The sequence below is a fragment of the Pseudomonas sp. B21-059 genome, from assembly GCF_026016285.1.
GTDB lineage: Bacteria > Pseudomonadota > Gammaproteobacteria > Pseudomonadales > Pseudomonadaceae > Aquipseudomonas > Aquipseudomonas danubii.
In genome coordinates this window covers 379,446-398,676 of the sequence record NZ_CP087201.1, presented here as the reverse complement: position 1 = coordinate 398,676, position 19,231 = coordinate 379,446, and the positions used below count along the sequence as shown (strand labels likewise).

General features: G+C 62.1%; 20 protein-coding genes and 1 tRNA gene. 10 read left to right on the top strand and 11 right to left on the bottom strand.

All coding sequences use genetic code 11. The annotated features are described in order from the left end of the window. Positions 1 to 144: 144 nt before the first annotated feature. Entirely contained in the window at positions 145 to 585 is a 441-nt protein-coding gene (locus LOY69_RS01840; protein WP_102882124.1) for a hypothetical protein, read from the bottom strand. On the opposite strand from LOY69_RS01840, the gene trmL reads away from it, so the two are divergent. Beyond that, positions 584 to 1,039: a tRNA (uridine(34)/cytosine(34)/5-carboxymethylaminomethyluridine(34)-2'-O)-methyltransferase TrmL gene (gene trmL, locus LOY69_RS01835; protein WP_016963309.1), complete on the top strand. Its 456-nt coding sequence runs from the start codon at positions 584 to 586 to the stop codon at positions 1,037 to 1,039. The genes LOY69_RS01840 and trmL overlap by 2 nt on opposite strands. Before the next feature lie 184 nt (positions 1,040 to 1,223). Here the strand turns inward: trmL and secB are convergent, their stop codons facing one another. Genes secB through LOY69_RS01820 form a run of 3 tightly spaced genes read right to left on the bottom strand, consistent with a single transcriptional unit; the run spans position 1,224 to position 2,416 of the window. Continuing rightward, positions 1,224 to 1,706, bottom strand: a complete 483-nt coding sequence (gene secB / locus LOY69_RS01830; protein WP_016963308.1) for a protein-export chaperone SecB — start codon at positions 1,704 to 1,706, stop codon at positions 1,224 to 1,226. Positions 1,707 to 1,748: 42 nt separating this feature from the next. Continuing rightward, the gene (gene grxC / locus LOY69_RS01825; protein ID WP_102882126.1) at positions 1,749 to 2,003 is read right to left on the bottom strand and encodes a glutaredoxin 3; all 255 of its coding nucleotides are present in this window, start codon (positions 2,001 to 2,003) and stop codon (positions 1,749 to 1,751) included. After that, positions 2,003 to 2,416, bottom strand: a complete 414-nt coding sequence (locus LOY69_RS01820; RefSeq protein ID WP_102862740.1) for a rhodanese-like domain-containing protein — start codon at positions 2,414 to 2,416, stop codon at positions 2,003 to 2,005. The genes grxC and LOY69_RS01820 overlap by 1 nt, the downstream gene beginning before the upstream one ends. 165 nt (positions 2,417 to 2,581) lie before the next feature. On the opposite strand from LOY69_RS01820, the gene gpmI reads away from it, so the two are divergent. From gpmI to LOY69_RS01795, 5 genes are all read left to right on the top strand, one after another. Beyond that, a complete protein-coding gene (gene gpmI / locus LOY69_RS01815) occupies positions 2,582 to 4,117 on the top strand; it encodes a 2,3-bisphosphoglycerate-independent phosphoglycerate mutase (RefSeq protein WP_102882127.1) in 1,536 nt (511 codons plus the stop codon). Between the two features lie 185 nt (positions 4,118 to 4,302). Further along, a complete protein-coding gene (locus LOY69_RS01810) occupies positions 4,303 to 5,223 on the top strand; it encodes a DUF1460 domain-containing protein (RefSeq protein ID WP_404941948.1) in 921 nt (306 codons plus the stop codon). A gap of 220 nt (positions 5,224 to 5,443) precedes the next feature. Next, complete coding sequence (locus LOY69_RS01805; protein ID WP_265074066.1) at positions 5,444 to 6,730, top strand: murein hydrolase activator EnvC family protein; 1,287 nt, start codon at positions 5,444 to 5,446, stop codon at positions 6,728 to 6,730. Between the two features lie 31 nt (positions 6,731 to 6,761). Continuing rightward, positions 6,762 to 8,072, top strand: coding sequence for a S41 family peptidase (locus LOY69_RS01800; protein ID WP_110595366.1), 1,311 nt, complete (start codon positions 6,762 to 6,764; stop codon positions 8,070 to 8,072). Between the two features lie 116 nt (positions 8,073 to 8,188). Then, positions 8,189 to 9,001 carry a divergent polysaccharide deacetylase family protein gene (locus LOY69_RS01795; RefSeq protein ID WP_265074065.1) on the top strand — a complete coding sequence of 271 codons (813 nt, stop codon included), beginning with the start codon at positions 8,189 to 8,191 and terminating at the stop codon, positions 8,999 to 9,001. An 84-nt stretch (positions 9,002 to 9,085) separates the two neighbouring features. On the opposite strand, the gene LOY69_RS01790 is transcribed toward LOY69_RS01795, so the two are convergent. The 7 genes from LOY69_RS01790 to LOY69_RS01760 all read right to left on the bottom strand — a co-directional run bounded on the left by LOY69_RS01790 (position 9,086) and on the right by LOY69_RS01760 (position 14,856). Further along, positions 9,086 to 9,841 (bottom strand): substrate-binding periplasmic protein, encoded by a 756-nt coding sequence (locus LOY69_RS01790; protein WP_102882132.1) that lies wholly within the window; start codon positions 9,839 to 9,841, stop codon positions 9,086 to 9,088. A gap of 63 nt (positions 9,842 to 9,904) precedes the next feature. Continuing rightward, positions 9,905 to 10,675: an imidazole glycerol phosphate synthase subunit HisF gene (gene hisF / locus LOY69_RS01785; protein WP_015633827.1), complete on the bottom strand. Its 771-nt coding sequence runs from the start codon at positions 10,673 to 10,675 to the stop codon at positions 9,905 to 9,907. Positions 10,676 to 10,684: 9 nt separating this feature from the next. Further along, positions 10,685 to 11,422: a 1-(5-phosphoribosyl)-5-[(5-phosphoribosylamino)methylideneamino]imidazole-4-carboxamide isomerase gene (hisA, locus tag LOY69_RS01780; protein ID WP_007921811.1), complete on the bottom strand. Its 738-nt coding sequence runs from the start codon at positions 11,420 to 11,422 to the stop codon at positions 10,685 to 10,687. A gap of 42 nt (positions 11,423 to 11,464) precedes the next feature. Further along, positions 11,465 to 11,725 carry a DUF2164 domain-containing protein gene (locus LOY69_RS01775; protein ID WP_102862732.1) on the bottom strand — a complete coding sequence of 87 codons (261 nt, stop codon included), beginning with the start codon at positions 11,723 to 11,725 and terminating at the stop codon, positions 11,465 to 11,467. Beyond that, the gene (gene hisH / locus LOY69_RS01770) at positions 11,726 to 12,364 is read right to left on the bottom strand and encodes an imidazole glycerol phosphate synthase subunit HisH (RefSeq protein ID WP_110595364.1); all 639 of its coding nucleotides are present in this window, start codon (positions 12,362 to 12,364) and stop codon (positions 11,726 to 11,728) included. It abuts the gene before it with no gap. Beyond that, positions 12,364 to 12,957, bottom strand: a complete 594-nt coding sequence (gene hisB, locus LOY69_RS01765) for an imidazoleglycerol-phosphate dehydratase HisB (protein WP_011058736.1) — start codon at positions 12,955 to 12,957, stop codon at positions 12,364 to 12,366. The genes hisH and hisB overlap by 1 nt, the downstream gene beginning before the upstream one ends. Positions 12,958 to 13,194: 237 nt before the next feature. Continuing rightward, on the bottom strand, positions 13,195 to 14,856 hold the full coding sequence (locus LOY69_RS01760; RefSeq protein ID WP_102882134.1) for an OFA family MFS transporter: 1,662 nt from the start codon (positions 14,854 to 14,856) through the stop codon (positions 13,195 to 13,197). 342 nt (positions 14,857 to 15,198) lie between these two features. Between LOY69_RS01760 and LOY69_RS01755 the strand changes: the two genes are divergently transcribed. The 4 genes from LOY69_RS01755 (at position 15,199) to LOY69_RS01740 (ending at position 18,937) form a co-directional block, all read left to right on the top strand. Further along, positions 15,199 to 17,424 (top strand): AsmA family protein, encoded by a 2,226-nt coding sequence (locus LOY69_RS01755; RefSeq protein ID WP_265074064.1) that lies wholly within the window; start codon positions 15,199 to 15,201, stop codon positions 17,422 to 17,424. After that, complete coding sequence (mutY, locus tag LOY69_RS01750) at positions 17,421 to 18,488, top strand: A/G-specific adenine glycosylase (protein ID WP_102862728.1); 1,068 nt, start codon at positions 17,421 to 17,423, stop codon at positions 18,486 to 18,488. The genes LOY69_RS01755 and mutY overlap by 4 nt, the downstream gene beginning before the upstream one ends. Further along, on the top strand, positions 18,485 to 18,757 hold the full coding sequence (locus tag LOY69_RS01745; RefSeq protein WP_047301095.1) for an oxidative damage protection protein: 273 nt from the start codon (positions 18,485 to 18,487) through the stop codon (positions 18,755 to 18,757). Before mutY ends, LOY69_RS01745 begins: the two co-directional genes overlap by 4 nt. A gap of 104 nt (positions 18,758 to 18,861) precedes the next feature. Then, a tRNA-Phe gene (locus tag LOY69_RS01740) sits at positions 18,862 to 18,937 on the top strand. The last annotated feature ends 294 nt before the right edge of the window (positions 18,938 to 19,231 follow it).

The window sequence follows — 19,231 nt, the reverse complement described above, 5'->3', positions numbered from 1 at the left end:
GCGACGCGCCCACAACCCTTTCGGGGACCCTGGTACAGGCAGGCCGGGAATCCCCTTCTTTACACCGGGACTCATCGCCCCCAAGGCGATCAGCCCCTCCCGCTTTTGGGGGCCTTGGTACAGGCAGGCCGGGGTTTCCCTCTTTTATTCCTCCCGCAGGTGGATCGCCAGGCGCCAGCGCCCCTCCACCTCGCTACCCGCCCAATCGCCCCGCAGCGGACGGGCGGCCACCAGATTCAGCAGCAAGCCCCGGTCCGCCAGGCGCACCCGCCAGTTCACATTCTTCTGATTGACCTGTAGCTGACCGTTCTGCACGCGCCCCTGGGCGTCGAACAGCAACGCCACGGCGCCGTCGATATGTTCGCCGTGAACCTTGGGCTCATGGTTGAACCACAGCACCAGGCCATCAGCGGCCACCTCGACCTGCTGCAACTCCACAGGATCGGGCTGGGTCAGGCGGCCAATCATCAGCCCCACCATCACCCCGACAATCGCCAGGGAGCCGAATACCTTCGGCATTAGCTTCGGTCGCGGGTCTTCTTCAGGCGTAGAATGCAGCCTGTCTTTCTCTTCGGAGCCGTGCATGTTTCACGTCATCCTCTTTCAACCAGAAATACCGCCGAATACCGGCAACGTTATCAGGCTATGCGCCAACAGCGGCTGCCACCTGCATTTGATCGAGCCGCTGGGTTTCGAAATGGACGACAAGCGCCTGCGCCGCGCCGGCCTCGACTATCACGAATACGCCACCTTGCAACGCCATGCCGACCTCGCCAGTTGCCTGGAAAGCCTCGGCCATCCGCGCCTGTTCGCCTTCACCACCAAGGGCTCGCGGCCCTTCCATGACGCCAGCTTCAAGGAAGGCGACGCCTTCCTGTTCGGCCCGGAAAGCCGTGGCCTGCCGGCGGACGTACTGGACGCCCTGCCCGGCGAACAACGCCTGCGCCTGCCCATGCGCGAAGGCTGCCGCAGCCTGAACCTGTCCAACACCGTGGCCGTGGCCGTCTATGAAGGCTGGCGGCAACTGGGCTTCAAGTAACCCTTCTCTGTAGCCGCTGCCGCAGACTGCGACAAGGCCCGAGGGGCCTTCTTGCATGCGCGATCACGGCGCCCACTTAGTGGTCGATCGCAGCCTGCGGCAGCGGCTACAGGGTTGGGACAGCTGACGCCCGAGCATGAAAAAAGCGCCGTTACAGGCGCTTTTTTCGTACCGCAACCCGTACTTACTGAACGGTGTTTTCGCCGGCGGACTGCAGGCGTTGCAGTTCCTGGGCGTACAGCGCGTCGAAGTTCACCGGAGCCAGCATCAGCGCCGGGAATGAACCACGGGTCACCAGGCTGTCCAGCGCTTCGCGAGCGTAAGGGAACAGGATGTTCGGGCAGAAGGCACCCAGGGTGTGGCTCATGGAAGCCTCGTCCAGGTTCTTGATCAGGAAGATGCCGGCTTGTTGCACTTCAGCGATGAAGGCCACTTCGTCGCCGTTCTTCACGGTCACGGACAGGGTCAGCACCACTTCGTGGAAGTCGGCTTCCAGGGCTTTCTGGCGGGTGTTCAGGTCCAGGCCGACGCTTGGCTCCCACTGCTGACGGAAGATGGCCGGGCTTTTCGGCGCTTCGAAGGACAGGTCACGCACATAGATGCGCTGCAGGGAGAATTGCGGTGCGCTTTCGTCTTCGGCAGCAGCAGTGTTCTGTTGGTCAGTCATCTCAGATCCTTCTTGATCTTGGGGTCTATAGGGTTAGGAATTTCAGGCCGCCAGCAGCGCGTCGAGCTTGCCGGCGCGCTCCAGGGCAAACAAATCATCACAACCACCTACATGGGTGGCACCGATCCAGATCTGCGGTACGGACGTGCGTCCGGCCTTCTGAGCCATATCGGCGCGCACCTGCGGCTTGCCATCGACCTTGATCTCTTCGAAGGCTACGCCTTTGCTCCCGAGCAGATGCTTGGCCCGCGAGCAATAAGGGCAGTAATCACTGGAGTAGACGATGACCTTGGGCATTACTTCACCAATGGCAGGTTGTCGGCTTTCCAGCTGGACACACCGCCAGACAGTTTGGCCGCGGTGAAACCGGACTTCAGCAGCTCACGGGCGTGGGTGCCGGCGTGCTGGCCTTGGGCGTCCACCAGGATGATGGTCTTGGCCTTGTGCTTCTCCAGCTCGCCGACGCGGGCGGCCAGCTTGTCCTGGGGAATGTTCAGCGCGCCGACGATGTGGCCGGCGGCGAAGTCCTTGGACGGACGGATATCGATCACTACGCCCTGCTCGCTGTTGACCAGCGCAGTCAGTTCACGGGTGCTGAGGCTGCGGCCACCGCGGCTCAATTCATGAGCGATCAACAGAGCCAGCAGGATGGCGAAGGCGCCGACGAGCAAGTAGTGTTCAGTGGCGAATTGAATCAGGTGAGCAACCATCTAAGGAGGTTCCAGGGCGTTAAAATGTCGGCCAGTATACACAGCCCTCAAGGTCGGCCAAACCCCGCCCGGCGGTGACGCCATTGGAACTTCGCTTTAAACTGCCACTCCGTTTTTCCACACCTCCTTTTTCAACACTTCCCTATCCAGCCACGAGTGGACGCCATGACTACCACGCCTAAACCTTTGGTCCTGATGATTCTGGATGGCTTCGGTCACAGCGAGAGCCACGAATCCAATGCCGTCTATGCGGCCAAGAAGCCAGTCCTGGACCGCTTGTGCGCCAGCATGCCCAACGGCCTGATCTCCGGTTCGGGCATGGACGTCGGCCTGCCGGACGGACAGATGGGCAACTCCGAAGTCGGCCACATGAACCTGGGCGCAGGTCGCGTGGTGTATCAGGACTTCACCCGGGTGACCAAGGCCATCCGTGACGGTGAGTTCTTCGAGAATCCGACCATTTGCGCGGCCGTGGACAAGGCCGTGGCCGCCGACAAGGCCGTACACATCCTCGGCCTGCTGTCGGACGGCGGCGTGCACAGCCACCAGGACCACCTGATCGCCATGGCCGAACTGGCCTTCAAGCGCGGCGCCGAAAAGATCTACCTGCACGCCTTCCTCGATGGTCGCGACACGCCGCCAAAAAGCGCTCAGTCGTCCATCGAACTGCTGGACGAGACCTTCAAGACCCTGGGCAAGGGCCGCATCGCCAGCCTGATCGGCCGTTACTTCGCCATGGACCGCGACAATCGCTGGGACCGTGTGGCCCAGGCCTACAACCTGATCGTCGACGGCCAGGGCCAGTTCAACGCCGCCACCGCCCAGCAAGGCCTGCAAGCCGCCTATGCCCGTGAAGAGAGCGACGAATTCGTCAAGGCCACCACCATCGGCGAGCCGGTCAAGGTCGAAGACGGCGATGCCGTGGTGTTCATGAACTTCCGCGCCGACCGCGCCCGCGAGCTGACCCGGGTCTTCGTCGAGGACGACTTCAAGGACTTCGCACGCGCACGCCAGCCAAAACTGGCCGGCTTCGTCATGCTCACCCAGTATGCCGCCAGCATCCCCGCGCCGGCGGCCTTCGCTCCAGGCAGCCTGGAAAACGTACTGGGCGACTATCTGGCGAAAAACGGCAAGACCCAACTGCGCATCGCCGAAACCGAAAAATACGCCCATGTGACCTTCTTCTTTTCCGGCGGCCGTGAAGAACCTTTCCCGGGTGAAGAACGCATCCTGATTCCGTCGCCGAAAGTCGCCACCTACGACCTGCAGCCAGAGATGAGCGCTCCTGAAGTCACCGACAAGATCGTCGATGCCATCGAGCACCAGCGCTACGACGTGATCATCGTCAACTACGCCAACGGCGACATGGTCGGCCACAGCGGTGTGTTCGCAGCTGCGGTGAAAGCCGTGGAATGCCTGGACCTGTGTGTCGGGCGCATCGTCGATGCCCTGGAAAAGGTCGGCGGCGAAGCCTTGATCACCGCCGACCACGGCAACGTCGAGCAAATGTCCGACGAGTCCACCGGCCAGGCCCACACCGCTCACACCACCGAGCCGGTGCCTTTCATCTATGTGGGCAAGCGTGCGCTGAAAGTCCGTGAAGGCGGGGTCCTGGCGGACGTGGCGCCCACCATGCTCAAACTGCTGGGCCTGGCGCAGCCTGAAGAGATGACCGGCAAGTCGATACTGCTGGACGCCTGAAACTGAAGCTGGCTGTTTCCTGCACAAACGCCCGATACGCCGTATCGGGCGTTTGCGTATCAGCAGCAGCCTTTGCCTCGCAGCCTCTCCAGCTGATGAGCGCACCCAGGCAGCACCACCCGCAGCACCGCCGCACAAATAGTAATAATTATCAGTTACGATTGTGCAGCATCTGGAGAAACCGAATGAACAAGACCGCTGTATTTTTTTTAGCCTCCGTTCTCGCAGGTTGCGCCAGCCCCGCTCCTGTTGAACACAAACACACAGCTGAAGTGGCTGCGTTCGAAGATCAGCGCCCCTCGGTAGAAATGGACAGCTACACCGCCGAGAAACTGAACGCCCTGCTCAAGGTTCGCCAACAGGCCGGGGCGCAAAGCACGGGCCAGCTGAGCGAGCAGATTTCACGGGCGTTCATGCACACGCCTTACGCAGCGAACATGTTGCAGGGCTCGGCGACCCTGGCAGAGAAGCTGGTCGTCGACTTCAGGGGCCTGGATTGCTTCACCTACCTGGATTACGTCGAGGCCCTGCGAAAATCCACCGACCAGGACAGCTTCATCAAGAACCTCATCCAGACCCGCTATACCGGCGACGGCGTGCACTATGCAGACCGCCGGCACTTCTTCACGGACTGGGCGCATGCCGGGCAACCGCTGACCGAAGACCTGACTGCGCAGTTGAGCGCAGATGCGGTGACCGTGACCAAACACCTCAACCAAAAGGCCAACGGGGACCTGTACCTGCCAGGCCTGCCCCTGGTCGACCGCGACATTACCTACATACCCAGCACGTCGATTGACGAGCAGTTGCTCAGCCGCCTGCAGACTGGCGACTACATCGGCATCTACACCCATCTTGCGGGCCTGGACGTCACCCATACCGGGCTCTTCATCAACACCGCCAACGGCCCCGTGCTGCGCAATGCATCGTCCAAGAAGATGCAACGCGAGGTCATGGATTCACCCTTCATGGAATACGTGCAGAACATCCCGGGCATCGTGGTGTTGCGAACCCGACAAGACGGCCAGGCTTTCACACCGCAATCGGCGCCGGAAATCGACGCGCAATCAGCACGGCAACCCAGCCAGGCGCTCACCCACGGCTGATTGCCAACGGCGATCAACCGCCAGCCACGCCAGCGAACGGGCCCTGCTTGATCGGGGTTTGCGGCAATAACCACCTGCACCCTGATAGCAAATGGCCCAATAACCGCCCGGAAACGGCTTTTTATGACGAACGCCGCAAAGCAGTTGGCTTTGAGGCGTTTTTTTTGCCGCGATGGGCGGGCATACTAGACCGTCCCTTTCCCTGGTGTCGCCCGCCTCTATGCTTCGCGCCCTGATTGCCCTTGCTCTGATCTGCCTGCTCCAACCGGCTTTTGCCGATGAGCGCGCGCAAACCCAACAACAGTTGGACGCCACGCGTCAGGACATTGCCGAGCTGAAAAAGCTGCTGGGCAAGCTGCAGGAAGAAAAATCCGGTGTGCAGAAAGAACTGCGCGGCACCGAGACCGAGATGGGCAAGCTGGAGAAGCAGGTCGAAGCCCTGCAGAAAGAGCTGAAGAAAAGCGAATCCGAGCTGCAGCGACTCGATGAGGAGAAAAAAAAACTCCAGAGCGCGCGCACTGAACAGCAACGACTGATCGCCATCCAGGCCCGCGCGGCCTACCAGAACGGGCGCCAGGAATACCTCAAGCTGCTGCTCAACCAGCAGAATCCGGAAAAATTCGCCCGCACCCTGACCTATTACGACTACCTGAGCCAGGCGCGCCTGGAGCAGTTGAAGAATTTCAACGAGACCCTGCGTCAGCTGGCCAATGTGGAAAAGGACATTTCCCTGCAACAGGCCCAGTTGCTGGTGCAGAAGAGCAGCCTCGACAGCCAGCGTGAAGAACTCGACAAAGTGCGCAAGGAGCGCCAGCTGGCCCTGGCCAAGCTGAACAACGACGTGAAGGCCCGGGACGACAAGCTCAAGGCCCGCGAACAGGACCAGGCCGACCTGGCCAAAGTCCTGAAAACCATTGAAGAAACCCTGGCTCGCCAGGCTCGCGAGGCAGAAGAGGCGCGTCAGAAAGCGCTGATCGCCCAGCAGGAAGCCGAAAAAAAGCGTTTACGTGAGGCCCAGGCCGACGCCAGCGATGCCCCGCGCAAGCCCGTCAGATCAAGCCCGGGCGCCTTGGTTTCCAGCGCCGGCCCTTCCTTCGGCGGTGCATTTGCTGCAGCCCGGGGAAAACTTCCATGGCCAATTGATGGTCGACTGCTGGCACGCTTTGGTGAAACCCGTGGCGACGACTCCCGTTCCAAGTGGGACGGGGTGATGATCAGCGCCGCCGCCGGCAGCCAGGTGCACGCCGTACACGGTGGCCGGGTAGTGTTCGCCGACTGGCTGCGCGGCGCCGGGCTGCTGGTGATCCTCGATCATGGCAACGGTTACCTGAGTCTCTACGGACATAACCAGACACTGCTCAAAGAAGCCGGTGATGTGGTCAAGGCCGGAGAGTCCATCTCCACAGTGGGCAATAGTGGCGGACAGGACACTCCTGCGCTGTACTTTGCAATTCGTCAGCAGGGCCGCCCCAGCGACCCGGCACAGTGGTGCCACGCGCAAGGATAAGCGCTGCATCTAAATTAGGAGTTCGTTCGACATGCTGCATTTGTCCCGCCTTACCTCGCTGGCCCTGACGATCGCCCTGGTGATCGGAGCGCCTCTGGCGTTTGCCGCCGAAACCGCTCAATCGGCGACCGCCGCGACCACCAAGGCACCTTTGCCGCTGGAAGAACTGCGCACCTTTGCCGAGGTCATGGACCGGATCAAGGCGGCCTATGTCGAACCCGTGGATGACAAGACCCTGCTGGAGAATGCCATCAAGGGCATGCTCAGCAACCTCGACCCGCACTCGGCCTACCTGGGGCCGGAAGACTTCGCCGAACTGCAGGAAAGCACCAGCGGCGAGTTCGGCGGCCTGGGCATCGAAGTCGGCGCCGAAGACGGCTTTATCAAAGTGGTCTCGCCCATCGACGACACTCCAGCGTCCAAGGCCGGCATCCAGGCCGGCGACCTGATCGTCAAGATCAACGGCCAGCCGACCCGTGGCCAGACCATGACCGAAGCCGTGGACAAGATGCGCGGCAAGATCGGCCAGAAAATCACCCTGACCCTGGTGCGCGACGGCGGCACGCCGTTCGACGTGACCCTGGCCCGCGCCACCATCCAGGTGAAGAGCGTGAAGAGCCAGCTGCTGGAGTCGGGCTACGGCTACATCCGCATCACCCAGTTCCAGGTCAAGACCGGCGAGGAAGTCTCCAAGGCCCTGGCCAAGCTGCGCAAGGACAACGGCAAGAAGCTCAACGGCATCATCCTCGACCTGCGCAACAACCCGGGCGGCGTGCTGCAGGCTGCGGTGGAAGTGGTCGACCACTTCATCACCAAGGGCCTGATCGTCTACACCAAAGGCCGCATCGCCAACTCCGAGCTGCGCTTCTCCGCCACCGGCAAGGACGAAAGCGAAGCCGTGCCGATGGTGGTGCTGATCAACGGCGGTAGCGCCTCGGCATCGGAAATCGTCGCCGGCGCCCTGCAGGACCAGAAACGCGCGGTGCTGATGGGCACCACCAGCTTCGGTAAAGGCTCGGTGCAGACCGTGCTGCCGCTGAACAACGACCGCGCGCTGAAGATCACCACCGCCCTGTACTTCACCCCCAACGGCCGCTCGATCCAGGCCCAGGGCATCGTTCCGGACATCGAAGTGCGCCGCGCCAAGATCACCAGCGAGGCCCAGGACGGCGAGTACTTCAAGGAAGCTGACCTGCAGGGCCACCTGGGCAACGGCAACGGTGGTGCCGACAAGCCGAGCGGCTCGTCGAGCAAGGCCAAGCCGATGCCGCAGGATGACGACTACCAGCTGGCCCAGGCCCTGAGCCTGCTCAAAGGGCTGAGCATCACTCGCGGCAAGTGATTGAACCCTTCGCCGGTAAACCGGCTCCTACAGGAGCCGGTTTGCGTAGGAGCTGGCTTGCCAGCGAAGCGCCTGCCAGGGCGCCCATTTCCCTATAAGGCCCGACCCCGACCCTCATGATTTCCCACCGCCACACTCTGTTCCGCTCGCTCTGGGCTCCGCTGTTCGCCCTGCTGTGCCTGGCCCCCCTTTCCCAGGCCCGCGCTACCGAACCCGCAGTACCAGCTGCGCCCAAGGCCTACCTGAGCCTGATCATCGACGACCTCGGCCAGAACCTGCCCCGTGACCGCCGCGTACTGGCCCTGCCCGGCCCGGTCACCACGGCGATCATGCCCGACACGCCCCACGCTGCCGAATTCGCCCGTGAGGCCCATCGCGCCGGCAAGATCATCATCCTGCACATGCCCATGGACCCGGCCACCGGCCCCTTCGCCTGGCACCCCGAGCTGCCCATCGAAGAGCTGCAAAAACGCCTGGACGCCGCCTTCCAGGCCGTGCCCTACACCAGTGGCATCAACAACCATATGGGCAGCCGCATGACCGCCCAGCCCCAGGCCATGGCCTGGCTGATGGCCGACTTGCAGCGCCGCCACAAATTCTTCGTCGACAGCCGCACCAGCGCCCAGACGGTCGCCGCCGCACAAGCGCAGAAGATCGGTCTGGCCAGTGTTTCCCGGGATGTGTTCCTGGATGACGAGCGCACCGAGGCGGCAATTGCCCAGCAGTTGCAGACGGCGATCAAGCTGGCGCGCAAACAGGGTTCGGCGGTGATGATCGGCCACCCTTATCCCCAGACCCTGGCCGTGCTCGAACGCGAACTGCCCAAGCTCAAGGCCCAGGGCATCGAATGGATCGATATCAAGTCGATGATCAGCCTGCGCAGCAACGAAGCCATGGCCGGGCATGGCAAGAACGGCAAGTACAGATAGGGCGGCGGCAAGCCTCAAGCTGCAAGCCAACGCGCCGCCGACCTGCTGTTATTTGTAGCTTGCCACTTGCAACTTGCCGCTGATCTAGAGATAGCGCCCCATGATCTCCTCCACCATCCCCTCTTTGCGCATCTGCTCCAGAGCAGCCTGAAGCTTGTCCACTACCTCGTCAGGCACGTCCTTGTTCAGGGCCAGGTACAGCTCGGCGCTATTGAAGCGCAGCACGGTCTTGAGACCGGTGATGCCTGCCTGCTTGGCCAGGTAACGTCCGGCCGGGTCGCCGGTGGCCCAGAGGTCGATCTGACCCGCCACCAGCTTCTTGGCATTGTCCTGGTCGCGCAGCACCACTTGGGGTGCCAGGCCCTGCTTGGTCAGCGTCTCGGCAATGGCATCGCCCTTGTAGGCGCCGATCTTGTATTTGCGCGCCTGTTCCAGGGATTCGAGGGTGATCTTGCTGCCGGCCTTGGCCAGCATGATCCAGTCATCCGGGCCGATGGGGCCGACCCACTTGAACAGCCGTTCGCGGTCTGGCAGGCGCGCCATGACGAACACGCCATAGCCGGGTTGCTCCAGAGCCATCTTGTAGATGCGTTCCCAGGGGAAGCGCAGGGTCAGGCTGTAATTGACCCCAGCACGCTTGAACATTTCGCGGACGATATCCACGGCAATACCGTCGATATTCTCGCCTTGAGCGAAGTTCTTGCCGTTCTTGGCCATGTTGTAGGGGGGGAAGTTTTCCGTCAGCAGCACCAGGGAGGTGTCGGCGGTTTCAGCGGCGCGGGCCAAGCTGCCAAGGAGCAGAGAAGCGCTGGCGACAACCACAAGAAGACGTTTGAACATGACGGGATACCAGAATCCATGGCGTGCCCAAGAGTGCCGCGAGCACGCCATGCTGTCCAGTGGCTATCGCACAACAATCCCGCGCTGAGCCATATAGGCCTTGGCCTCGGGAACCGTGTATTCACCGAAGTGGAAGATGCTCGCCGCCAGCACCGCGCTGGCGTGACCTTCGATGATGCCGTCGGCCAGATGCTGGAGGTTGCCAACGCCGCCGGAAGCAATCACCGGAATCCCCAGCGCATCGCTGATGGCCCGGGTCACGCCCAGGTCAAAGCCGTTTTTCATGCCGTCCTGATCCATGCTGGTCAGGAGGATTTCGCCAGCACCCAGGCCTTCCATCTTCTTCGCCCACTCCACCGCATCCAGCCCGGTGGGCTTGCGTCCGCCATGGGTGAAGATCTCCCAGCGCGGGGTTTCGCCAGGACCGGAGACCTTCTTCGCATCGATGGCCACCACGATGCACTGGGAGCCGAAATGCTGCGCCGCTTCGCCGACGAACTCGGGGTTGAACACCGCCGCGGTGTTGATCGAGACCTTGTCCGCGCCGGCATTGAGCAGGTTGCGGATGTCCTGCACGGTGCGCACGCCACCGCCCACGGTCAGCGGGATGAACACCTGGCTGGCCATGCGCTCGACGGTATGCAGGGTGGTATCGCGCCCATCGACGCTGGCGGTGATGTCGAGGAAGGTGATCTCGTCGGCGCCCTGCTCGTCGTAGCGACGAGCGATTTCCACCGGATCACCAGCGTCACGGATGTTCTCGAACTTGACGCCCTTGACCACCCGGCCGTTATCCACGTCCAGGCAAGGGATGATGCGTTTGGCCAGTGCCATGGCGAGTCCTCAGCCTTGGTACGAATCGCAGAAAGCCTGGGCTTCTGCGACATCGAGGGTGCCTTCATAGATCGCGCGACCAGTAATGGCGCCGATGATTCCCGGAGCCTTGGCATCCAGCAGGGCCTTGATGTCGCCCAGGTTGTGGATACCGCCGGAAGCGATCACCGGGATCTTGGTGGCCGCCGCCAGGGCCGCGGTGAACGGCACGTTGCAGCCCTGCATCATGCCGTCTTTGGCGATGTCGGTATAAACGATGGCGGACACGCCGTCGGCTTCGAAGCGCTTGGCCAGGTCTATCACTTGCACGCTGCTGACTTCAGCCCAGCCGTCGGTGGCGACGAAACCGTCCTTGGCGTCCAGGCCAACGATGACCTTGCCCGGGAAAGCGCGGCAGGCTTCTGCCACGAACTCCGGCTCCTTGACCGCCTTGGTGCCGATGATCACGTAGCTCACGCCAGCCTTCACATAGTGTTCGATGGTTTCCAGGGAGCGGATGCCGCCACCGATCTGGATCGGCAGGTTCGGGTAACGCTTGGCGATCGCGGTAACCACCTCGCCGTTCACCGGCTGACCTTCGAAGGCACCGTTCAGGTCCACCAGATGCAGACGACGGCAACCGCCTTCAACCCACTTGGCAGCCATGCTCACCGGGTCGTCGGAGAACACCGTGGAATCTTCCATGCGGCCCTGGCGCAGACGTACACAGGCACCGTCTTTAAGATCGATAGCGGGAATAATCAGCATCTGGCAAACCTTCAAATTCGATTGTTCAGCTTCACTCGAAAATCAATTTTTCTCGAGCGCCCACAGATCGCTTTCGATGCTCTCGAACCTCTCCTTGAGGTGCGTCTGCACATCGAAAATCGCCCTGTTGTAATAGTGCGGAGCAATTTCGCGAGTAAAGAGTTCAAGAATCTCCGCCGCCTCGAACGAGCCCAGGTCGAGCTCGAAGCGCTCCTCCATGAAGCGCTTGATCTTGTGTGTCGCCTCACTTTCCTGTTCGGCAGTGAGGCGCAGTATCGGCGGCTTGGATTTCTTGATCGCCATTTACCAGCGACCGTCCCAGGCAGCGAAGTTCTGCAGCAACTGCAGGCCGTGGGTATGGCTCTTTTCCGGGTGGAACTGCACGGCGAAACGCGAGCCTTCGGCCAGCGCTGCTGCGAAGTCCACGCCATAGTGACCGCTGCCTACCACCTGCCGGGCATTGCCGGCATGGATGTAGTAGCTGTGCACGAAGTAGAAGCGCGCCCGGTCCGCAATGTTGTGCCACAGCGGATGGTCCACCGCCTGCTGCACTTCGTTCCAGCCCATGTGCGGCACCTTCAGGTGCTCGCCGTCCTCGATCAGGCCCTTGCCGAAGAACTTCACCTGGCCGGGAAACAGGCCGATGCAGTCAACGCCCTCGTTCTCTTCGCTGTGGTCGAGCAAGGCTTGCATGCCCACGCAGATTCCGAGGAAAGGACGATCCTGGCTGACTTCGCGCACCAGGGTGTCGAAGCCCAGGCGACGGATCTCGGCCATGCAATCGCGAATGGCGCCCACGCCGGGAAACACCACGCGGTCGGCTTCGCGAATCACGTTGGCATCACTGGTGATCAGCACCTTGCCGGCGCCCACGTGCTCCAGGGCCTTGGCCACCGAGTGCAGGTTGCCCATGCCGTAGTCAATAACGGCGACGGTCTGCATTACAGCACGCCCTTGGTGGACGGCATCTGGCCGGCCATGCGCTCGTCCAGCTCCACCGCCATGCGCAGCGCGCGGCCGAAGGCCTTGAACACGGTCTCGATCTGGTGGTGTGTGTTGGTGCCGCGCAGGGTATCGATGTGCAGGGTCACGTTGGCATGGTTGACGAAGCCCTGGAAGAATTCCTGGAACAGGTCAACGTCGAAACCACCGACAGTGGCGCGGGTGAAGGGTACGTGCATCTGCAGGCCGGGACGGCCGGAGAAGTCGATCACCACGCGGGACAGGGCTTCATCCAGCGGCACATAGGCGTGACCGTAGCGACGGATGCCCTTCTTGTCGCCGATGGCCTTGCTGAACGCCTGGCCGAGGGTGATACCGACATCCTCCACGGTGTGGTGGTCGTCGATATGCAGGTCGCCCTTGCTTTCGATGTCCAGGTCGATCAGCCCGTGCCGGGCGATCTGGTCCAGCATGTGCTCAAGGAAGGGCACGCCGATATCGAATCGGGCCTTTCCGGTGCCATCCAGGTTGATCGAGGCTTTGATCTGGGTTTCCAGAGTGTCGCGCTCGACAGATGCCTTACGTTCGGCCATCACCAGCTCCGCAAAATCATTGGGCGAAAAAGGCGAATAGTATAGGCCCGACGGCGGCCAAACAGAAACACGCTGGACAATATCCTGACGGGCGCCAGCCAATGGCTACGGGGCTGTACCTGTCATGACAACTGTAGAAACTGACTTGCTGGTGAAGGTGCCAGGCCTACAAGACCGAGGCACCTTGTGCACCGGCAAGCCGGCTCCTGAGCAGGAGCGGGCTTGCCGGCGAAGCCATCAATGGAACAGCACCGCCGTCTTCTGCAAGGTCACCCACACACCCCAGGCCAGGGGAATGCCCACCACCAGCCAGGCAGCGATCACCACCGGCAGACTGGCGGACGAAGCTTTCCACTCCAGCACGACACTGCTGTCAGCGCCCTTGTCATGGCCCAGGGCCTGCTCGGCCGCCAGTTGCTCGTCGGTCATGAAGTACTTGTCGGCCACCGGGCGCACCAGCAGGTTGCACAGGAAACCCAGCACCAGCAGACCGGCCAGGATGTACAGCGTGATGTCATACGCCGCGGCGCGTTCAACGCCGATGCTCAACTGATACTCGCGCAGGTAGTTCACCAGCACTGGCCCCAGCACACCGGCCGCCGCCCAGGCGGTCAGCAGGCGACCGTGGATCGCGCCTACCATCTGGGTGCCGAACAGGTCTGCCAGGTAGGCCGGCACTGTGGCGAAACCGCCGCCGTACATCGACAGGATGATGCAGAACGCCGCCACGAACAGAGCGATATTGCCCAGATGGCCGAGGTTCGGAATCAGCGCGTACAGGGCAAAGCCCAGGGCGAAGAACACGAAGTAGGTGTTCTTGCGACCCAGGTAGTCGGAGAACGACGCCCAGAAGAACCGCCCGCCGATGTTGAACAAGCTCAACAGTCCGGTGAAGCCGGCGGCAATCGCGGCGATCTGCGCCAGTTGCCCGGCGTCCAGCTGGCTGAAGCTCAGATCGTTGCCCAATAACTTGCCGGCGAACACTTCCTGCAACAGCGGCGAGGCCATGCCGAGGATGCCGATACCGGCCGATACGTTGAGGCACAGCACCAGCCACACCAGGCGGAACTGCGGGGTCTTCCAGGCCACGTTCACGTGCACGTGGCGGTGAGTGATCATCGCATTGGCGGCTTTTTTCGCCGGAGCGGTCCAGCCCTCAGGCTTCCAGCCGGTAGGCGGAACCCGGTAGGCCAGGGCGCCACCGATCATGAACACGAAGTAGATGGCGGCCATCACCAAAAAGCTCTGCCACACGCCGACGCTGGTGGGCGTGGCGAAATGGCTCATCAGGGCTGCGGCCAGAGGTGCGCCGACCATGGCGCCGCCGCCAAAGCCCATGATCGCCATGCCGGTGGCCATGCCGCGCTTGTCCGGGAACCACTTGATCAGGGTCGACACCGGGGAGATGTAGCCCAGGCCCAGGCCGATACCGCCGATGACCCCGGAGCCGATCCACATCAGCCAGATCTGGTGGGTATAGACCCCCAGCGCCGAGATCAGCAGGCCGCCGCACCAGCACAGCGCCGATACCACACCGGCCTTGCGCGGCCCGGCATGTTCCAGCCAGCCACCCCAGATCGCTGCCGAGCAGCCCAGGAAGATGAAGAACAGGGTGTAGATCCAGCCGAGCATGGAAATCGGCCAGTCACACTGGGACGAAAAGACCTGCTCGATAAAGCCCATGCCCGGCGCGCACGCCACTGGCGCGCTGATGCCCAGCGCCTTGGACAGTGGCAGCCAGAACACCGAGAAGCCGTAGGCCATGCCGATGCACAGGTGAATGGCCAGAGCGGCCGGTGGGACCAGCCAGCGGTTGAAACCGGGCTTGGCAATGATGCGCTCTTTGGACAAGAACGCTGGCTGAGCGGCCGGGCTGGCCACCGCAGTGCTAGAGCTCATGGATGTTTCCCCCAATTATTAGAATTGTTCATCGGCCACTCCCCTGCGACGACCTTGGCACGCAGGCGCGGTCGTTTTATGAGTAAAGCTTCCTTTGGGCAGGCGCGACATTCAGTCGCAGAAGGACGGACGAACCGCGAGAGGTTACCATTTGCGACAAACTAAATACCCAAACTGGCATCACCTTTTTTCCCGCGACTGCTTCGCCCGCAGGCCAGGCCTCTGGCAAAAAAATGGCCGTTACAACGAAAAAACCTCTAACAGCAATGGGTGACCAGTCGCCAGGTTCAGAGCGTTATACTCCCTGGCTAAATTTTGAATTCGACACACAAGGACTCGCCCATGAAAGCGTTCGGCAAAATCCTGGGTCTGGTAATTCTCGGGCTGTTGCTGATCATCGTGGCTCTGGGCTTCGCCCTGACCCACCTGTTTGATCCCAACGACTACAAAGAAGAGATTCGCCAGATTGCCCGCGACAAGGCCCACATCGAGCTGACGCTCAATGGCGACATCGGCTGGAGCCTGTTCCCCTGGCTCGGCCTGGAACTGCACGACGCCGGCGTAGCCACCCTGGCCAACCCGACCCAACCTTTCGCCGACCTGCAGATGCTTGGCCTGTCGGTCCGGGTATTGCCGCTGCTGCGCCGTGAAGTGCAGATGAGCGATGTGCGGGTCGAAGGCCTCAACCTGCGCCTGAACCGCGACAAGGATGGCCACGGTAACTGGCAGGACATCGGCAAGGCCGCCCCTACCGACAAGCAGGCCCAAACCCCGGCCACCAGCACCGGCGAAGCGGGCCAACCCAGCGTCGGCACAGACAAGCCTTCGCAGCCCATCCGCCTGGACATCGACAGCCTGACCGTGAACAACGCCCGGGTTGAGTACAACGATGAACAGACCGGCAAGCAGTTCACCGCCGAAAGCATCCAACTGAGCACCGGGCCAATTCACGAAGCCAGCAACACCCCGGTCAAGCTCACCGCATTCCTGGCCAGCAACCAGCCTGCCGTGCGGGTACGCACCGAGCTCAATGGCGAGCTGCGCTTCGATCGCGCCCTGCAGCGCTACCAGTTCGAAGACATGCGCCTGTCCGGCGAGGCCACCGGCGATCCGCTGCAAGGCAAGACCGTGACCTTCGCCGCCCAGGGCCAGCTGTTGCTGGACAAGGCCGCCAACGTCGGCCAGTGGACCGGTTTGAAAATCTCCCTCAACCAGTTGCGCGCCCTGGGCGAACTCAAGGTCAATGACCTGGACAAGACCCCGCAGATCAGCGGCGGGCTCTCCATTGCCCAGTTCGACCTGGCGAAATTCGTCGACAGCATCGGCCAGACCCTGCCGGCCATGGCCGAAGGCAGCCTGAGCAAGGTCGAGCTGGTCAGCCGCCTGCAAGGCACGCCCAGCAGCCTGGCCCTGGAAGACCTGAACCTGAAGCTCGACGACAGCACCTTCAGCGGCCGCCTGGCGATCGAGGATTTCGCCAAGCAATCCCTGCGCGCCCAGCTCAAGGCCGACACCTTCAACGTCGACCGCTACCTGCCGCCCAAGTCGGCCGAAGCCAATAGTGCCGCCACGGCGCGCAAGGCCGAAGTGCAAAGCAGCGAAGCCGATGCCATGGCTGGGGCCGGCACCACGCCGCTGCCCAGCTCGCCGACCAAGGGCGCCTGGAGCACCGACAAACTGCTGCCGGTGGAGCGCCTGAACAAGCTCGACGTCGACGCCGACCTGAGTTTCGGCCAACTGATCCTGGACAAGCTGCCGATTCAAAACGCCGCGCTCAAGGCCAGCGGCCAGGGCGGCCTGCTCAAACTGTCCAGCCTGCGCGGTGAGCTGTACAACGGCAGTTTCGAGGCCAGCGGCAATCTCTATGTGCGCCAGAGCACACCGCAGTTGAGCCTGCAGACCAAGATCAACCGCGTGCCGGTGGAACGCATCCTCGAAAGCCAGGGCCAGAATCCTCCGGTCAAAGGCCTGGTGACCCTGAACAGCAACCTCAGCGGCAGCGGCAACAGCCAGAAGGCGCTGATCGACAGCCTCAACGGTACTGCCAGCTTCGTGATCAACAACGGCGTGCTGCTCAACGCCAACATCGAACAGCAGCTGTGCCAGGGCATCGCGGTGCTCAACCGCAAGAACCTCAGCAGCACACCACGGGGCAAGGACACACCGTTCCAGGAGCTCAAGGGCAACCTGACGTTTCGCAACGGCGTGGCCAGCAACCCGGACCTGAAAGTGCGCATCCCCGGCATGACCGTCAACGGCAATGGTGATATCGACCTGCGGGTGCTGGGCATGGACTACCGGGTCGGCATCGTCGTCGAGGGTGACCTCAGCGATAACCCGGACCCGGCCTGCCAGGTCGGTGAACGCTTCGCCGGCGTTGAACTGCCCCTGCGCTGCCGCGGCCCACTGGAACTGGGGGCCAAGGCCTGTCGCTTGGACAAGGACGGCCTGGGCCAGGTAGCCGCCAAGCTGGCCGGTGACCGCCTGCAACAGAAGATCGACGAAAAACTGGGTGACAAGGTCAGCCCGGAACTGAAGAACGCACTCAAGGGGCTGTTCAAGCGATGAGAGCCGAGGCCTTTGCACCGGCGGTGCTGGACTGGTACGACCGCCATGGTCGTCATGACCTGCCCTGGCAGCAGGACATCAACCCGTATCGGGTGTGGGTGTCGGAGATCATGCTGCAACAGACCCAGGTCAGCACCGTACTCAACTACTTCGACCGCTTCATGGCCTCGCTGCCCACGGTGCAGGCCCTGGCCGAAGCTCCGGAAGACGAAGTGCTGCACCTGTGGACTGGCCTGGGCTACTACACCCGGGCGCGCAACCTGCAAAAGACCGCGAAGATCGTCATGGCCGAGTACGGCGGCGAGTTTCCCCGGGATGTGGAAAAACTCACCGAGCTGCCGGGCATCGGCCTGTCCACCGCTGGTGCCATCGCCAGCATCAGCATGGGCCTGCGGGCGCCGATCCTCGACGGCAACGTCAAGCGGGTACTGGCACGCTTCACCGCCCAGGAGGGCTACCCGGGCGAACCCAAGGTGGCCAAGCAGCTGTGGGCCACTGCGGAACGCTTCACACCCCACAGCCGGGTCAACCACTACACCCAGGCGATGATGGACCTGGGGGCGACCCTCTGCACCCGGAGCAAGCCCAGCTGCCTGCTGTGCCCCCTGGAGCGCGGCTGCGAAGCCCACATGCTCGGCCTGGAAACCCGCTACCCGATTCCCAAGCCGCGCAAGGAGGTGCCGCAGAAGCGCACCCTGATGCCATTACTGGCCAACCGCGAAGGCGCCATCCTGCTTTACCGGCGCCCCTCCAGCGGCCTCTGGGGCGGCTTGTGGAGCCTGCCGGAACTGGATGGCCTGGACGACATCCCGCACCTGGCATCGCAGCACTCCCTGGAGCTGGGCCAGCAACAGCAGATGCCCGGCCTGGTCCACACCTTCAGTCACTTCCAGCTGGCCATCGAGCCCTGGCTGATCCGGGTCGAAGAGTCGGCGCTGCACGTCGCCGAGGCCGACTGGCTCTGGTATAACCTCGCCACCCCGCCGCGCCTGGGCCTTGCCGCCCCGGTGAAAACACTGCTCAAACGCGCGGCCGAAGTCTTGAATGCAGGAGAGTCGTCATGACCCGCACCGTAATGTGCCGCAAGTACCAGGAAGAATTGCCGGGCCTGGAACGCCCCCCGTACCCGGGCGCCAAAGGCCAGGATATTTTCGAACACGTCTCGGCCAAGGCCTGGGCTGACTGGCAGAAACACCAGACCCTGCTGATCAACGAAAAACGCCTGAACATGATGAATGCCGAAGACCGCAAATATCTGCAGGGCGAGATGGATAAATTTTTCTCCGGCGAGGAATACGCCAAGGCCGAAGGCTACGTGCCGCCGGCGGAGTAAACCCACGGAAAATCGGGGGCGGAGCGTAAGCGGCGGTAATAATTAAACTTTTTTTCAAAACTTGCTTGACGCTCCCCTGAAAAACCCGTTTAATGCGCCCCGTTGCCCAGATAGCTCAGTCGGTAGAGCAGGGGATTGAAAATCCCCGTGTCGGCGGTTCGATTCCGTCTCTGGGCACCACCTTCAGCTTTCAGGTGGTGTTTACATCACGTGAAAGCAACCAAAAAACCCGCCTAGTGCGGGTTTTTTGTTGCCTGGAATTTGACCCTTCCCGCTCCCCGCGCGATACCCCCCGCTTTCTTTTCTGCACAACCAAGCCCCTGCGCGACCATCACGCCGCCAATACAGCGCATCTCGCCTCAGCTTTTCTCAAACAGCCACTTAAATGAAGAACCATCTTGAGATAATCATCTTTTGATATTCGACCAAAACCCCTATAGAACAGGGCTTACAGCAAAAAAATCATAGATAATT